At 37.5% G+C, this 14,355-nt stretch carries 14 protein-coding genes; 2 read left to right on the top strand and 12 right to left on the bottom strand.

What is annotated here, in order from left to right:
- Window positions 1-3 precede the first annotated feature (3 nt).
- The 11 genes from ACSHWW_RS09945 to mraZ are packed head-to-tail and all read right to left on the bottom strand — an operon-like array spanning window position 4 to window position 12,071.
- Window positions 4-717 carry a cell division protein FtsQ/DivIB gene (locus ACSHWW_RS09945; RefSeq protein ID WP_435682299.1) on the bottom strand — a complete coding sequence of 238 codons (714 nt, stop codon included), beginning with the start codon at window positions 715-717 and terminating at the stop codon, window positions 4-6.
- Complete coding sequence (gene murC / locus ACSHWW_RS09940; protein ID WP_435682298.1) at window positions 707-2,074, bottom strand: UDP-N-acetylmuramate--L-alanine ligase; 1,368 nt, start codon at window positions 2,072-2,074, stop codon at window positions 707-709. The genes ACSHWW_RS09945 and murC overlap by 11 nt, the downstream gene beginning before the upstream one ends.
- Window positions 2,067-3,155 (bottom strand): undecaprenyldiphospho-muramoylpentapeptide beta-N-acetylglucosaminyltransferase, encoded by a 1,089-nt coding sequence (murG, locus tag ACSHWW_RS09935; protein WP_435682401.1) that lies wholly within the window; start codon window positions 3,153-3,155, stop codon window positions 2,067-2,069. The genes murC and murG overlap by 8 nt, the downstream gene beginning before the upstream one ends.
- On the bottom strand, window positions 3,142-4,344 hold the full coding sequence (locus ACSHWW_RS09930; RefSeq protein WP_435682297.1) for an FtsW/RodA/SpoVE family cell cycle protein: 1,203 nt from the start codon (window positions 4,342-4,344) through the stop codon (window positions 3,142-3,144). The genes murG and ACSHWW_RS09930 overlap by 14 nt, the downstream gene beginning before the upstream one ends.
- A 2-nt stretch (window positions 4,345-4,346) precedes the next feature.
- The gene (murD, locus tag ACSHWW_RS09925; protein ID WP_435682296.1) at window positions 4,347-5,705 is read right to left on the bottom strand and encodes a UDP-N-acetylmuramoyl-L-alanine--D-glutamate ligase; all 1,359 of its coding nucleotides are present in this window, start codon (window positions 5,703-5,705) and stop codon (window positions 4,347-4,349) included.
- Window positions 5,705-6,940: a phospho-N-acetylmuramoyl-pentapeptide-transferase gene (mraY, locus tag ACSHWW_RS09920; protein WP_435682295.1), complete on the bottom strand. Its 1,236-nt coding sequence runs from the start codon at window positions 6,938-6,940 to the stop codon at window positions 5,705-5,707. Before mraY ends, murD begins: the two co-directional genes overlap by 1 nt.
- Window positions 6,941-6,951: 11 nt before the next feature.
- Entirely contained in the window at window positions 6,952-8,418 is a 1,467-nt protein-coding gene (locus ACSHWW_RS09915; protein WP_435682294.1) for a UDP-N-acetylmuramoyl-L-alanyl-D-glutamate--2,6-diaminopimelate ligase, read from the bottom strand.
- Complete coding sequence (locus ACSHWW_RS09910; RefSeq protein WP_435682293.1) at window positions 8,415-10,394, bottom strand: penicillin-binding protein; 1,980 nt, start codon at window positions 10,392-10,394, stop codon at window positions 8,415-8,417. The genes ACSHWW_RS09915 and ACSHWW_RS09910 overlap by 4 nt, the downstream gene beginning before the upstream one ends.
- Window positions 10,381-10,713 carry an FtsL-like putative cell division protein gene (locus ACSHWW_RS09905; RefSeq protein ID WP_435682292.1) on the bottom strand — a complete coding sequence of 111 codons (333 nt, stop codon included), beginning with the start codon at window positions 10,711-10,713 and terminating at the stop codon, window positions 10,381-10,383. Before ACSHWW_RS09905 ends, ACSHWW_RS09910 begins: the two co-directional genes overlap by 14 nt.
- Before the next feature lies 1 nt (window position 10,714).
- Window positions 10,715-11,629, bottom strand: a complete 915-nt coding sequence (gene rsmH / locus ACSHWW_RS09900; RefSeq protein WP_435682291.1) for a 16S rRNA (cytosine(1402)-N(4))-methyltransferase RsmH — start codon at window positions 11,627-11,629, stop codon at window positions 10,715-10,717.
- A complete protein-coding gene (gene mraZ, locus ACSHWW_RS09895) occupies window positions 11,604-12,071 on the bottom strand; it encodes a division/cell wall cluster transcriptional repressor MraZ (protein ID WP_435682290.1) in 468 nt (155 codons plus the stop codon). The genes rsmH and mraZ overlap by 26 nt, the downstream gene beginning before the upstream one ends.
- Before the next feature lie 297 nt (window positions 12,072-12,368).
- Here mraZ and ACSHWW_RS09890 point away from each other — a divergent pair, with 297 nt between their 5' ends.
- Both ACSHWW_RS09890 and yihA read left to right on the top strand, forming a co-directional pair.
- The gene (locus tag ACSHWW_RS09890; protein WP_435682289.1) at window positions 12,369-13,133 is read left to right on the top strand and encodes an alpha/beta fold hydrolase; all 765 of its coding nucleotides are present in this window, start codon (window positions 12,369-12,371) and stop codon (window positions 13,131-13,133) included.
- Window positions 13,134-13,316: 183 nt separating this feature from the next.
- Window positions 13,317-13,919 (top strand): ribosome biogenesis GTP-binding protein YihA/YsxC, encoded by a 603-nt coding sequence (gene yihA / locus ACSHWW_RS09885; RefSeq protein ID WP_435682288.1) that lies wholly within the window; start codon window positions 13,317-13,319, stop codon window positions 13,917-13,919.
- A gap of 138 nt (window positions 13,920-14,057) precedes the next feature.
- Here the strand turns inward: yihA and ACSHWW_RS09880 are convergent, their stop codons facing one another.
- Window positions 14,058-14,306 (bottom strand): DUF3820 family protein, encoded by a 249-nt coding sequence (locus tag ACSHWW_RS09880; protein WP_435682287.1) that lies wholly within the window; start codon window positions 14,304-14,306, stop codon window positions 14,058-14,060.
- Window positions 14,307-14,355: the final 49 nt, after the last annotated feature.

Below are 14,355 nucleotides of genomic sequence, written 5' to 3'. Positions count from 1 at the left end.
TCCTTACTTTTTAATAGTCACGACCTGATTTTTATACCTCAAGTCGATCGTTTTAACTTGATTTAAGCGATTGTCCTTTTCCATTTTTGCAATGAAACCTTTATAGTTCATTGCTTTATGATCTAAATCCTCTACTGTGCCTAATAAGACCTCATAGTCATGAGCTCTCATTAACAATGTGACTTCTCCTTTTGTATCAAAAGAAACTTGTGTCACTGCTGGCTTTAAAAACTGATCGTCGTTAATAAAATTAACTAGTTTATAAAGCGACTCTTTTAATGATTCTTTATAACCATAAACCAGTGGCACAAAAGCAGTGTGTTCTCTAGACAATGGCATGAGCTCATTGTCTTGATCTAGATACATTTGAGATGGCAACATCAATCTAGCAATAGGCAATCGCTGCTCTACTACAATATTAACTTTACCATCCAGAGAAACAGAAACCTCTGCCGCTCTGACCATTGCGTTTTCAACGATGCGCAATTCACCTTTATTCAAATCTAAATTTTCTACCGCTACCGATTGGATGCTATCGATATTTTGTATCAACAATTTATTAACGTTTTTCTCAGATATAAAAAGCGCGCTATCATCTGTAAATGAAATAGTTACATCTTTTACTTTTCTTTTCTCAAAACGATGTCCCGCAAAAGCATAAGCACTGAAAATCAATACCATACAAAAAACAACTTTTAAGACGCTTTTAATTCCCATGACTCAAAGTTTTTGCGGTTAACTTTTGAATCTCCACTCCTATATCTCCAGCTCCTATCATGACCACAACTCGTGTATTCATCTCTTCCACAAATTCTGCTATATCGTCTTTATCTAAAACTGTTGCAATCGCAGGTTTGTTATCTAAGTTTAAAATTTTACTACACAGTGCTTTAGAATTAATTCCTTCTATGGGCAATTCTCTAGCTGGATAAATTTCAAGTATGGCAAGCTTATCAAACTGCGCTAAGCTTGTTGCAAATTCATCCATAAAATCTCTAGTACGAGAGAATAAATGTGGCTGAAAAATAGCCAAGACTTCTTCATCTGGATACATTTCTCTTACCGCTTGATGTACCGCATTAATCTCTGTAGGATGATGTGCATAATCATCGATAAGAACTCGATTCTCTGTATTTACTCTATAAGTGAATCTACGTTCAACACCTTGAAAAGTTACAAGTGCCAATTTTAATTTTTCAATATCCACTCCATATTCTATGGCCATAGCTAGTGCTAAAACAGCATTAGATAAATTATGTTTTCCAGGCAACTGCATGCAAAAACCAGAATGAATTACAGCACCTATTTGTAAATCAAAATGATATGCTCCTCCAGCAATAACAACGTTAATCGCTTTATAATCTCCTTTTTCAAGCCCTACTTTAATTCCGTTGATGGCCACTTGCTCATTAACTATGAGCTTTTTACCATCAAGCAATTGAGCAAAATCATGAAAAGTTTGTTCAAAGGTTGCAACGTCTCCATAAATATCGAGATGGTCTGCGTCCATAGCGGTGATTCCAGCAATATCTGGCGATAATTGCATGAATGATCTATCAAACTCGTCTGCCTCTACAACCATCACGTCAGTTCCTGAGCACAAATAATTTGTCTTAAACTCTTCTAGAATCCCGCCACAGAATGCGGTCATCTTCACACCACTTTTATAAAGCAAATGAGTAAGTATCGCACTCGTAGTTGTTTTACCATGTGTTCCCGCAACAGCAAGACAAGTCATCGTTCTTGAAATTTGACCTAATAGTTGTGCACGTTTGATGGTGGGAATTCCGCTTTCGCGAAAGCGTATTAACTCATCCATTCCTGCTGGAATAGCTGGTGTAAATATGACCTGCGACGTTGCTGGATTCTTAAATTCTTGTGGAATCGAATTATAATTATCATCGTAATGAATATCGATTCCTTCATCTTCTAGTTGCTTGGTAAGCGCGGTAATCACCTTATCATAACCTGCTACAACTTTTCCTTGCTCATGCAAATAACGAGCGAGCGCACTCATCCCTATTCCACCTATCCCGATGAAATAAACATGTGTTATGTGTTGCAGACTAGTCATTTATAATGGATTCTAACTGATTAACAATTTGTGTGGTTGCGTCTGGTAACGCCAGTTGCTTGATTTGTGAAGAAAGGTCGTTTTGTAATTTCTCGTTTTCAATCAATCCTTTCCAGATGGTCGTGAAATTTTGATCTAAATCTGCTTCTTTTACTAACAATCCGGCTCCTTTTTCCACTACTGCCATGGCGTTTTTAGTCTGGTGATCTTCTGCCACGTTAGGTGATGGAATGAATATCACTGGTTTGCCTACAATACATAGTTCTGAGATTGTTCCTGCTCCAGCTCTAGAGATTATGAAATCTGCTGCGCTGTAAACGAAGTCCATTTTACTTATAAATGCATGAACCTGAACATTTGAGTTTGCTCGATCTTTATATTGCTCATAATAGAACTTTCCACATTGCCAGATCACTTGAACGTCTTGTGATATGTTTTCTAGCTGTGCAGCTATCAGTTGATTGATTCTGCGAGCACCTAAACTTCCTCCTAAGACCAGTAATGTTTTCTTAGCTTTATCTAGCTTGAAATACTCTAGTGCTTCATCTCTTTTAGAATCTATATCGAGTAAATCTTGACGTACAGGATTGCCAGTTAGGACTATTTTTTCTTTAGGGAAGAAACGTTCTAGCCCAGTACTGGCAACGCATATTTTCTGTACTTTTTTTGATAGTAATTTATTAGTAATTCCAGGATAGGAATTTTGCTCTTGAATTAAACACGGTATTTTTCTCATACTTGCCATTTGCAATAAGGGACCACTGGCATATCCACCAGTTCCTATTGCTGCAGTAGGTTTGAAATTTTTTAAAATGCGTCTTGCATCCCACAAACTTTTAGTCACTTTTAACGGAAAAGCAAAGTTGTCTAAAGTCAGCTTGCGCTGTAATCCACTAATCCACAACCCTTTTATTTCATAACCAGCTGCTGGAACTTTTTCCATTTCCATACGGTTGCTCGCTCCTACAAAAAGGATTTCACAATCGGGCCAGCGGCGCTTGCACTCGTTTGCAATAGCAATCGCTGGATAAATGTGGCCACCGGTGCCACCACCTGATATGATAAATTTATAAGGCTTCACTGAGTACATCTAAAGGGTTCAACTCTTCTTCGTTATTAGTTTCTTTATTGCGCAGTGTCTGTTTCTTAGTACTTACACTTAATATAATCCCTACTGCTAGACAAGTCATCCATATAGAGGTTCCACCACTACTTAAAAGTGGTAAGGTCTGTCCAGTTACTGGAAATAAATTTACTGCTACGCCCATATTTATCAAGGCTTGAAAAACGATAGGTAGTCCGACTCCTATGACGAGCAAGCTTCCGAAAATCGTTTCGGCTTTATTTGCGATGACGACAATCCTAAATAGAAATAAAAGATAGACTGCTAGAACAGTCAAACCACCTAATAAACCAAATTCCTCTATGATAATGGCATAAATAAAATCACTAGAGGATTGAGGTAAAAAATACTTAGTAGTACTTTTTCCAGGCCCAACTCCTAACGGGTAACCGTTTGCAATTGCTGTTTTTGCCTTCTCTACTTGATATACAGAATCATTATCTCCTTCACCAGCAAAACTTGCGATACGTGAAACCCAGGTATCCACACGATTAGGAAGTAATCCGGGAAAGGCTTTGGCTGTGAGCACAAAAAGTCCTAAGGCTACAATTCCAACTCCAATTATTCCTAATAAATATTTCCAAGGATAGCCACCTATAAAACATAAAATCAATACCATTAAAAAAATAAGTGCTGTGGTGGAAAAGTTAGATGGTAAAATAAATATTAAGGTCAAGCCTACAGGAAGCCATAACGGCAACAGAGACTGTTTAAATGTGACCACTTTATCTTTTATACTGCTCAAATATTTTGCTACATAAGCCATTAAGACCACACTAGCCAGTGTACTGGTTTGAAAACCTACGCCTATCACTGGAATACGTATCCATCTACTGGCATTTGCACCGTTCATGGTTGTGCCTTGAAAAGCGGTGTACACCAACATCAAAATCACACAGGGCAATAACAACAAACTCAATCCCTTGAACCAATTGTATGGTGTTTTATGAACCGCATAAGCGATACTTAACCCGAGAACTAAATGGACGAAATGTTTGATAATATATTTAGCCGTATCTCCTTCTCCACCGCTTAAGTAGGCAAGGTTACTGCTAGCACTGTAAACTGGTAAAAATGAAAATATAGCAAGCGCTAGGACGAGTGCCCATAGAAATAAATCACCTGATATGTATTTCTTAATCCACATTATTATAGTGCTCTTACGGCATTTTTAAATTGACGCCCACGATCTTCATAATTCTCAAAAAGATCAAAACTTGCACAAGCTGGAGATAACAATACATTATCACCAGGACTCGCAAGTTTATAAGCAACTCTTACAGCATCTTCCATAGAAGATGTTTCTACCATTTGTTCCACACAACCACCAAAGGCATCCACAATTTTTGAATTATCAGCTCCTAGACAAACGATAGCTTTTACATTTTTATTAACCAGTGCAAACAACTCACTGTAATCATTTCCTTTATCGACACCACCTACAATCCATACCGTAGGTTTTTCCATACTATCAAGCGCATAATAAGTTGCGTTCACATTAGTTGCCTTGGAGTCGTTGATATACTGCACCTTATTAATTTTCAAAACCTGTTCTAAACGATGTTCCACACCTTGGAAAGATGCTAGACTTTGACGTATGGTTTCCTTACGGATTTGTAAAAGCTTTGCAGTCGTTGCAGCTGCCATAGCATTTGCAGTGTTGTGTTGACCTTTAATAGATAGATTTTGAATAGGCATAGTAAATGTGTTTGAGTCTAGGTTAATATTAATATTGTTGTCTTGTATGTAAGCTCCGTATTCCAGTTTTCTAGTCATAGAAAAAGGAACTAATCGAGATTTAATCGTATTGTCTTTAAGTGCGTTTTGAATGGCAGAATCATCTGCATTATAGATGAAGAAATCGTTTTCATCTTGATTCATGGCGATGCGCATTTTACTCGCCACATAATTATCAAAATTATAATCGTATCGATCCAGATGGTCTGGAGTGATATTGAGTAATACCGCAATCTTAGGCTTGAACTTGTTGATTCCGTCAAGCTGGAAACTACTTACTTCAAGCACACGATATTCTGCTGGACCAGCTGCAATCTGGGCTGCATAACTTTGCCCTATATTTCCTCCTATAGTTACGTCAAAATCTGCATACTCAAGCATGTGACCTATAAGGCTAGTAACCGTTGTTTTACCATTACTTCCAGTTATTGCAATCTCTACCTCATCTGTAAATCTTGAAGCAAACTCAATTTCAGAGATTACAGGTATTCCTGCACTGAGAATCTTTTGAACAATGTTTGCCGTATCCGGAATCCCAGGACTTTTCACGACCACGTCTGCATTGAGAATTTGTTCCATATCGTGACCGCCAGTTTCATGCGGGATATGTTGGTCTTGTAACGCTTTCGCGAAAGCGTCTTTCAAAACACCACCATCACTTAAAAACACATCATGACCACGCTGAGTTGCCAGCATAGCAGCACCAACACCGCTCATGCCGCCACCCAATATGACGATCCTTAATTTATGTTCTGCTTGCATCCAAGTCATTACCTAAGTTTAAGTGTTACGACGCTTATAATTGCGAGTAAAATCCCGATGATCCAGAATCTTACTACAATTTTGCTTTCGTGAATTCCTTTTTTCTGATAGTGGTGATGTAGTGGTGACATCAAGAATATGCGCCTTCCTTCTCCATATTTATTCTTTGTGTATTTGAACCAGCTTACCTGCATCATTACTGATAAATTCTCCATCAAGAAAACTCCACATAAAATTGGAATCAATAATTCTTTACGTGTTGCAATAGCCAGTACAGCAATAATTCCACCTATAGTTAAACTACCTGTGTCTCCCATAAACACCTGTGCTGGGAATGTATTATACCATAAAAATCCAACTAGTGCTCCAGTAAACGCGGTGATGAATACCACCATTTCTCCAGAGTTAGGGATATACATAACGTTGAGATAGTCTGCAAAAATGATGTTACCAGAAATCCAAGCAAATAGTGCTAGCGTTATAACGGCTATCGCACTTGTTCCAGCAGCGAGCCCATCAATTCCATCAGTAAGATTTGCTCCATTTGAAACTGCTGTTACTATAATAATCACGATAGGAATGAAAATTAACCATGCCCATGAAGCAAGACTAGGATCAATCCAATCGATTAAAGATGTGTATTCAAACTCATTATTTTTAAGAAAAGGTATAGTAGTTTTAGTAGATTGATGAGCTTTACCAAATGCCACAGGAAGATCTGACGTTTCCATGATTTGTTGAGCAAGAACTGGATCTTTTACTTCTTCCTTAATTGTAATTCCAGGATGGAAAAACATAGTAGCTCCTACTATCGCTCCTAAACCTACCTGACCTAATACTTTAAACTTCCCTTTTAGACCACCTTTATCCTTCTTAAATATTTTTATATAATCATCAGTAAAACCGATTAATCCCATCCAAATAGTAGTTACTATCAAGAGTACCACATATATATTATCTAGTTGAGCAAATAACAATACTGGAATTAAGGTTGCCATTATAATGATTAATCCACCCATAGTAGGTGTTCCAGCTTTTTCTGCCTGTCCATCAAGTCCTAAATCTCTCACTGTTTCACCTACTTGCTGACGCTGTAAAAATGCGATAATGCGTTTTCCATAAATGGTTGATATCCCTAACGATAACAAGAAAGCAACGGCTGCTCTAAAGGTGATAAAACCAAACAACGAGGCTCCAGGAAACTGGAACTGTTCTTCTAGATATTGAAATAAGTAGTATAACATTTGTTGAGTGGTTATTTATTAAGTTGGTTAAGTAAATCAGCAACAATCCTACGATCATCAAAATCTGATCGCACGCCGTTAATTTCTTGATAGGTCTCATGGCCTTTTCCTGCTATGAGGATGATGTCATTTTCTTGTGCCATTTGCACGGCAGTTTTAATCGCGTTCTTACGATCTGTAACAGTGAGTGTCTTTTTAAAATCGATAGGCTCTACTCCAGCTTCCATGTCTTCTAGAATAGCGTCTGGATTTTCAGTACGTGGATTATCGCTGGTAAAAATGACTTGATCACTAAGAGCCGCTGCGATGTTTGCCATTACAGGTCTCTTGGTTTTATCTCTATCACCACCACAGCCTACCACAGTAATTAATTTTTCATTACGAGTACGAATTGCGTTTATGGTTTCCAGTACGTTTTTCAACGCATCTGGTGTATGAGCATAATCTACTATTGCAGTGATGCGCTGTGCTGCTGTTGTGAAATATTGAAATCTTCCAGAAACACCATCTAATTGAGAAATAGCTTCCATCACTTCCAATGAATCTAGCCCTAATTCCATCGCACAACCATAAATAGCGAGGACGTTATAAGCATTAAATTCACCTATCATCTTAGTCCACAGTTCCTGATTATTCACCTTTAACTGCAAACCGCCAAATTGGTTTTCTATGATTTGAGCTCTGTAATCTGTATATGTTTTAAGTGCGTAACCTAATTTACGAGCACGCGTGTTTTGCAGCATGAACTCACCATTCTTATCATCACGATTAGTAAGTGCAAATGCCTGCGACGGCAACATATCAAAGAATCTTTTCTTTACATCTCTGTACTCTGCAAATGAATTATGATAATCTAAATGATCGTGAGTAAGGTTTGTGAAAATTCCGCCTTTAAAATGCAATCCAGTAACTCGTTCTTGATCTATTCCATGACTACTTACTTCCATAAAACAATAATCTACTCCAGCATCTCTCATAGAAGCTAAGTGGTTATTTATAGTAATGGGATCTGGTGTAGTATGTTTAGTAGGTATTACTTTTCCATCTATTAATATTTCAACGGTAGAAATCAATCCGGTTTTGTAACCTAGTTTTTTGAATAATTGATACAGCAAACTAGTGGTTGTCGTTTTACCGTTTGTACCAGTAACTCCTATCAATTTTAAATCTTTAGAAGGATTTTCATAGAAATTTGCAGCGATAAGTGCAAGTGCTTCATGAGCATTTACGACTTGTACATAGGTCACCTCTTCTGACTGATAATCTGGTAATTCTTCAAGAATCACCACTCTAGCTCCAGATGCTACAGCTTTCTCTATGAACTGGTGCCCATCTGTTGCAGTGCCTTTTAAAGCGATAAACACATCACCAGACTGTATAGCTCTGGAATCAAAGTGTACTTGATTTACATCTACATCAGTTGAACCTATCACTAATTCAAGGCTGACCTTATACAATAAGTCTTTTAAATTTTTCATGATAAGGTTAATGTGATTTTATCGTTAGTTTTCACTCTAGTTCCAGCAGTGATACTTTGAGCTTTTACTTTTCCTTTTCCTTTTAAAATCACTTGTGCCCCTAGATTCTCTAATAAAGTAACGGCATCCATCGCGTCCATTCCTTTTAAATTAGGAATCTTGTTTGAGGTGGATTGTGCTTGAGCATAAAATGCTTCTTGCGATTTCACTACTTCTTGAGGAGCCGTTTGCGGCATAGGAACCTCATCGAGCATAGGATTATTTGCATATATTTTTTGAGCAATTTTTTTAAAAACTGGTCCTGCAACTATATTTCCATAGTAACCTTTTGAAACGTTAGGCTTATGGATTACAACTATGCAACTATACTTTGGCTCATCAGCGGGAAAGTAACCTGCAAAAGAAGCTATATAATTACCTGGGCTCTTCCAGTATTCTGCCTGACAAGTACCTGTTTTACCAGCCATAGAAAAGCTTTCAGAGTAGAGATTATCTGCCGTCCCACGTTTTACCACATTCTCCATCATCACTTTTACCTTATCTATGGTTTCCTGAGAACAAATCGATGGATTTAAAATACTGCGCTCATATTTTTCTAAGAGTTTATCCTTGGCACGTACTTCTCTAATCAAGCGTGGTTTTACCATCACTCCATTATTTGCTACCGCATTATAAAAAGTCAAGGTTTGTAAAGGTGTTAATTGAACTCCATAACCAAATCCCATCCACGGTAAAGAAAGTCCACTCCAGTTTTTATCATCAGGATGCGGAATCATAGGTGCGCCTTCTCCAGCGATAGGCAATTCAAGCTTTTTATTCAAGCCCATACTGTATAATCTATCAACGTATTTACTGGCGTCATCTTTATAGTTATCGTGAATCATCTGCACCAATGCAGTATTGGAAGAAACCTCAAAAGCTTTGGCAACACTTATTTTACCATATCCACCATATTTAGAATCTCTCACGTTACGACCGTAGAAAGATATTTTCCCGCCTTTAGTATCAAAAACAGTACTGGTGTCTACCACTTTATCTTCAAGTGCTGCAATCACGCTCATCAGTTTAAAGGTGGAACCTGGTTCATGAGATTCCCAAACAGCATAATTGCGCTTTTCAAAATACTTACCACTTTTTCCACGACCTAGATTAGACAATGCTTTAATCTCACCTGTCGCTACTTCCATAACTACGGCCGTTCCGTGATCTGCTTCAAAATACTCCAGCTGTTCTAACAAAGCGTGATGAGCAACATCCTGCATGTTAACATCAATCGTGGTGTACACATCATAACCATCTTTAGGCTCAATCTCGTTTGCACTACTAATAGGTTTCCATTGATTTTGAGAAATCTTTTGCTTTTGACGCACGCCATTACTACCTCTTAAAAAAGGCGCAAATGCTCCTTCTAATCCAACTGGAGCGCTGCCTGGACGATCGTATCCTACAATACGTTCTGCCATTTTACCTAATGGATGCTCGCGTACCATGCGTTGCTCCACGATAATTCCACCACGATAAGGACCTTTTTCAAATAATGGAAAAGACTTTACAGCTATATAATCTGCATAATCAAGATTAGTAGCTATTAGTAAATAACGGTTTCTATTGCTTCTTGCCGCACGTAGTTTTTTAGTATAATAAGCTTTAGGACGATTGAATTTTTTCCCCAGCGCTTCACATAGAGGACTTATAAACTCTGTAAAATCTTTATCGTTAGGCGCTACTGCATCAAAACGGATATCATATTTAGAAATAGAAGCCGCTAGCAATTGCCCATTTGCATCATATAAGTTTCCACGATTTGCGGGAATGGTATCGTTTTTAAAAATGCGTTGCTCAGCCTTTGCACGATATTTTTCACCATCCACAAACTGAATATTTATAATGCTATAAATAATACCACAAGCAATCAGTAACAAAAGACCGACTACTATATAAACCCTACTCAATATACTTTTCTCAGTTGTTGCCATCTGGTGTAGTGGATTTAATGATTATTTTTTGTGGCGGATTTTGCGGTGGAGCAATCCCTCTACTCTTTAATTTATTGGCAACAGTTGACTCCATTTGTAAAAACATCAGCTCTTTCTGTCCACCCATGTACTGACTGCGCAATTCATTTTCATGCTCTGCCAGCTGTCCTATATAATGTACTTTCTTCTCAAATCTATGACCTGTATATATCATTCCTATGGATAACACGACCGCAAAAATGATAAAGCGCCAGTTTTTAAAAGCGTCATCACTTGTCAGGAAAGTACCTTTTAATATGTCTATTACTTTAGACGCCATATTAATCCTCTATACGTTCTGCGATGCGCAGTTTTGCACTACGCGCTCTGTTATTCTCTTTTATCTGTGCAGCACTAGGAACGATTAATTTTCCGGCTTTTTTAAACGGCACACTTACTCTACCGAATACGTCTTTCTCTGGTTGCCCTACAAACATTCCATCTCGCATGAAACGCTTCACAGGACGATCCTCAAGTGAGTGATAAGAAATCACACTCAGTCTACCACCTATCTTAAGAAGTTCTTTGGACTGAATTAAAAACTCTTCAAGAACTTCCATCTCTTGGTTCACTTCTATACGTATCGCTTGAAAAACCTGAGCATGTATTTTATGCTGGATACGTTCTGGAACAAATGGTGCGCATATCTCTTTCAATTGAGCAACCGTTTCTATAAGTCCTTCTTCCCTTTTTTGTAAAATCGCACGAGTTAACTTGGGCGCGATACGCAATTCTCCATATTCTTTAAAAATGCGATTGAGTTCATCTTCATCATAATCATTTACAACTTTAATCGCATCGAGATCACCTTCTTGATTCATGCGCATATCAAGTTTTGCATCAAATCGAGTAGAAAAACCACGCTCAGCCTCATCAAACTGGTGAGAACTTACACCTAGATCTGCAAGAATTCCATCCACCTCTTTCACACCATACATGCGTAAAAAACGCTTCATGAATCTGAAATTTTGATTAATTAAAGTAAATCGAGGATCGTCGATCTCGTTTTCTAACGCGTCTAGATCTTGATCAAAGGCAAACAATCTTCCATTCTCATCAAGTCTAGAAAGAATTTCACGCGAGTGACCACCACCACCATAGGTAACATCTACATAAGTACCTGATGGGTTGATAGCGAGTCCATCTACAGACTCTTCCAGTAGAACTGGTTTATGATATGAGGTCGGTTGTGTCATCTCCCATTACTTCTTCTGCGAGATCAGCAAAATCCACGGCAGCCTCATCAATAGCCTGCTCATAGCTTTCCTTATCCCATATTTCTATAATATTAATCGCACTCGATACGGTGAGATTTTTAGTAATGCTAGCGATCTGAACTAAGTCTTTTGGGATTAGTAATCTACCGTTTGCATCTATTTCTACAGTTTTTACACCAGCAGTAAAACGACGTATGAAGTCGTTGTTTTTCTTTTTAAAACGATTGAGCTTATTCATGCGCGCCATCATCTCATTCCACTCTTTCATGGGATACAACTCTAAGCAAGGCTGGAATACAGAGCGCTTGAGCACAAAGCCTTCTTGTAAGACTGGTGCTAGCTGTTTTTTCAATGAAACAGGCATCATAAAACGCCCTTTTGCATCGATTTTACACTCGTATGTTCCTATGAAATTGATCAAGCTTAATGAGTTATGAATTCAAATATAAAATTATTACTCCACAATTTACCACTTTTTACCACATTGTTAATAAATGCCCTGTATTCTGAATAACTATGGCACTTATGAACAATTTAAAACTTAATGAACAGTGGGAAGAGAATGTTGTTTTAGTCTCGCTTTCGCGAAAGCGGAACCCAAAAAACCACTCATGTTTCACAAAGTAGGAAGTCTTAAAAAAATCCTACACGCACAATTACAATGCATGCATTATATCATCAAATAAGCTATATTTGCTTACTGTGCTAAATACAGTATATGACGCAAGAGCTGATTACCGAAGGAAAATTTGAATACTTTACCACAGGTGAAGGAACACCTATAATCATCTTACATGGTTTAATGGGTGGATTGAGTAATTTTCAAGGTGTTATCGACTATTTTCCTGCAAAAGGTTATCAAGTTGTTGTTCCTACTCTACCGCTTTACAGCATGCCTTTACTGAAAACAAGTGTAGGCACATTTGCAAAGCATATCAATAAATTTATAGACCACATGGGTTGGGATGAAGTTATTCTCCTGGGTAACTCTTTAGGCGGTCATATAGGTCTAGTTACCACAAAGCTATTTCCAGAAAAAATTAAAGCACTTATCATTACCGGAAGCTCTGGTCTATATGAAAGCGCTATGGGAGAAAGCTACCCTAAACGAGGTGACTATGAGTACATTAAGAAAAAAGCTGAAGGTGTTTTCTATGATCCATCAGTAGCGACTAAGGAGATTGTTGATGAAGTTTTTGGCGTGGTAAATGACCGTAATAAGTTGATCAAAACTCTTGCTATCGCAAAAAGTGCGATACGTCACAATATGGCCAAAGACCTTCCTAAAATGAACACGCCTGTATGTATCATTTGGGGAAAGCAAGATGGCGTTACACCACCAGATGTTGCTATTGAATTTGATGAGAAATTACCTAACAGTGATTTATACTGGATTGATAAATGTGGCCATGCTGCCATGATGGAACATCCAGATGAGTTCAATGAAATTCTAGACGCTTGGCTTGAAAAGCGTGAGCTTTAATACAGCTCTCAGTCAGAGTTTTCAATTATAATTACCTTATGATATTATAGCTTGATATTTGAAGTATAAAACTTTGAATCACAGCTCATGACTATTCCTTAATCATTCTTTTATCTATCAATCTTTTAAACCTATTAAGTCTTGTTATGGCTTTAAAAGGGATGACTAACTTATCTTTGCAGCATGAAAATAACCAGTTCAGAATTTGTCATTTCAAATCAAGACGTTAAAAGATGTCCAGATAGTAAGCTACCAGAATATGCTTTTATAGGTCGATCTAACGTAGGTAAGTCTTCATTAATTAACATGCTCGTTAATAAAAAGAGTCTTGCCAAAACATCTGGAAGACCAGGAAAAACACAGCTCATTAATCATTTCTTGATTAATAAGAGTTGGCATCTCGTGGATTTACCTGGTTATGGTTATGCTCGAGTTTCTAAGACGAGTAAAGCAAAGTTCCAGAAATTCATTACTAATTATTTTCAACAGCGTGAGCAACTTATTTGTGCATTTGTACTGGTAGATGTGCGTCATGATCCACAACCCATTGATACAGAATTCATGGAATGGTTAGGTGAGAATGATATTCCTTTTGGGATTGTATTTACTAAGGCAGACAAGTTAAAACCCAACGCACTATCACGCAACGTAGAAAAATACAAACAAAAATTACTAGATGGCGTTTGGGCAGAAGTGCCTCCATACTTCATTACCAGTTCTACAAATGGTGAAGGACAAGAGGAATTATTGAACTATATAGGTTCCATTAATGATAATATGGAGTAGTTATTAGCTGTTAGCTGTTAGCAAAAATAGAAATTCGCCCTCAAGATATTTTAAATAAATTATTTGATTGAGAAATTGTGTTATTAGATCTAATCATAAAATGCTATAATAATTGAGCTGTATCAGAATGCACAAGCACTAAAAAACCGGTCTGTCATTAACGGTTTTACGTCTTATTTCTCTTAAAATATCCTCGATGCCGTTGACTTTCATATCATAAACGGTGGTCATATAACGACCTAGTTTACCATCTGGAAATCCTTTTCTTCTAAACCAGACATAGTAAGGCTCTGGTAACTCACTTAAGAAACGACCTTTGTGCTGACCAAACGGCATTTTATACCAAGCCAGTTCTATTAATTGTTTATGGTCGAAGAAAGGTTCCAAATTAGGTATTAAGTATTAAGTATTAAGTTAAAAAACAAAATGTCAGTTC

Origin of the sequence: Nonlabens sp., assembly GCF_051251825.1 — a bacterium.
Classification (GTDB): Bacteria; Bacteroidota; Bacteroidia; order Flavobacteriales; family Flavobacteriaceae; genus Nonlabens.
This window is presented reverse-complemented; position numbering and strand designations above follow the sequence as displayed.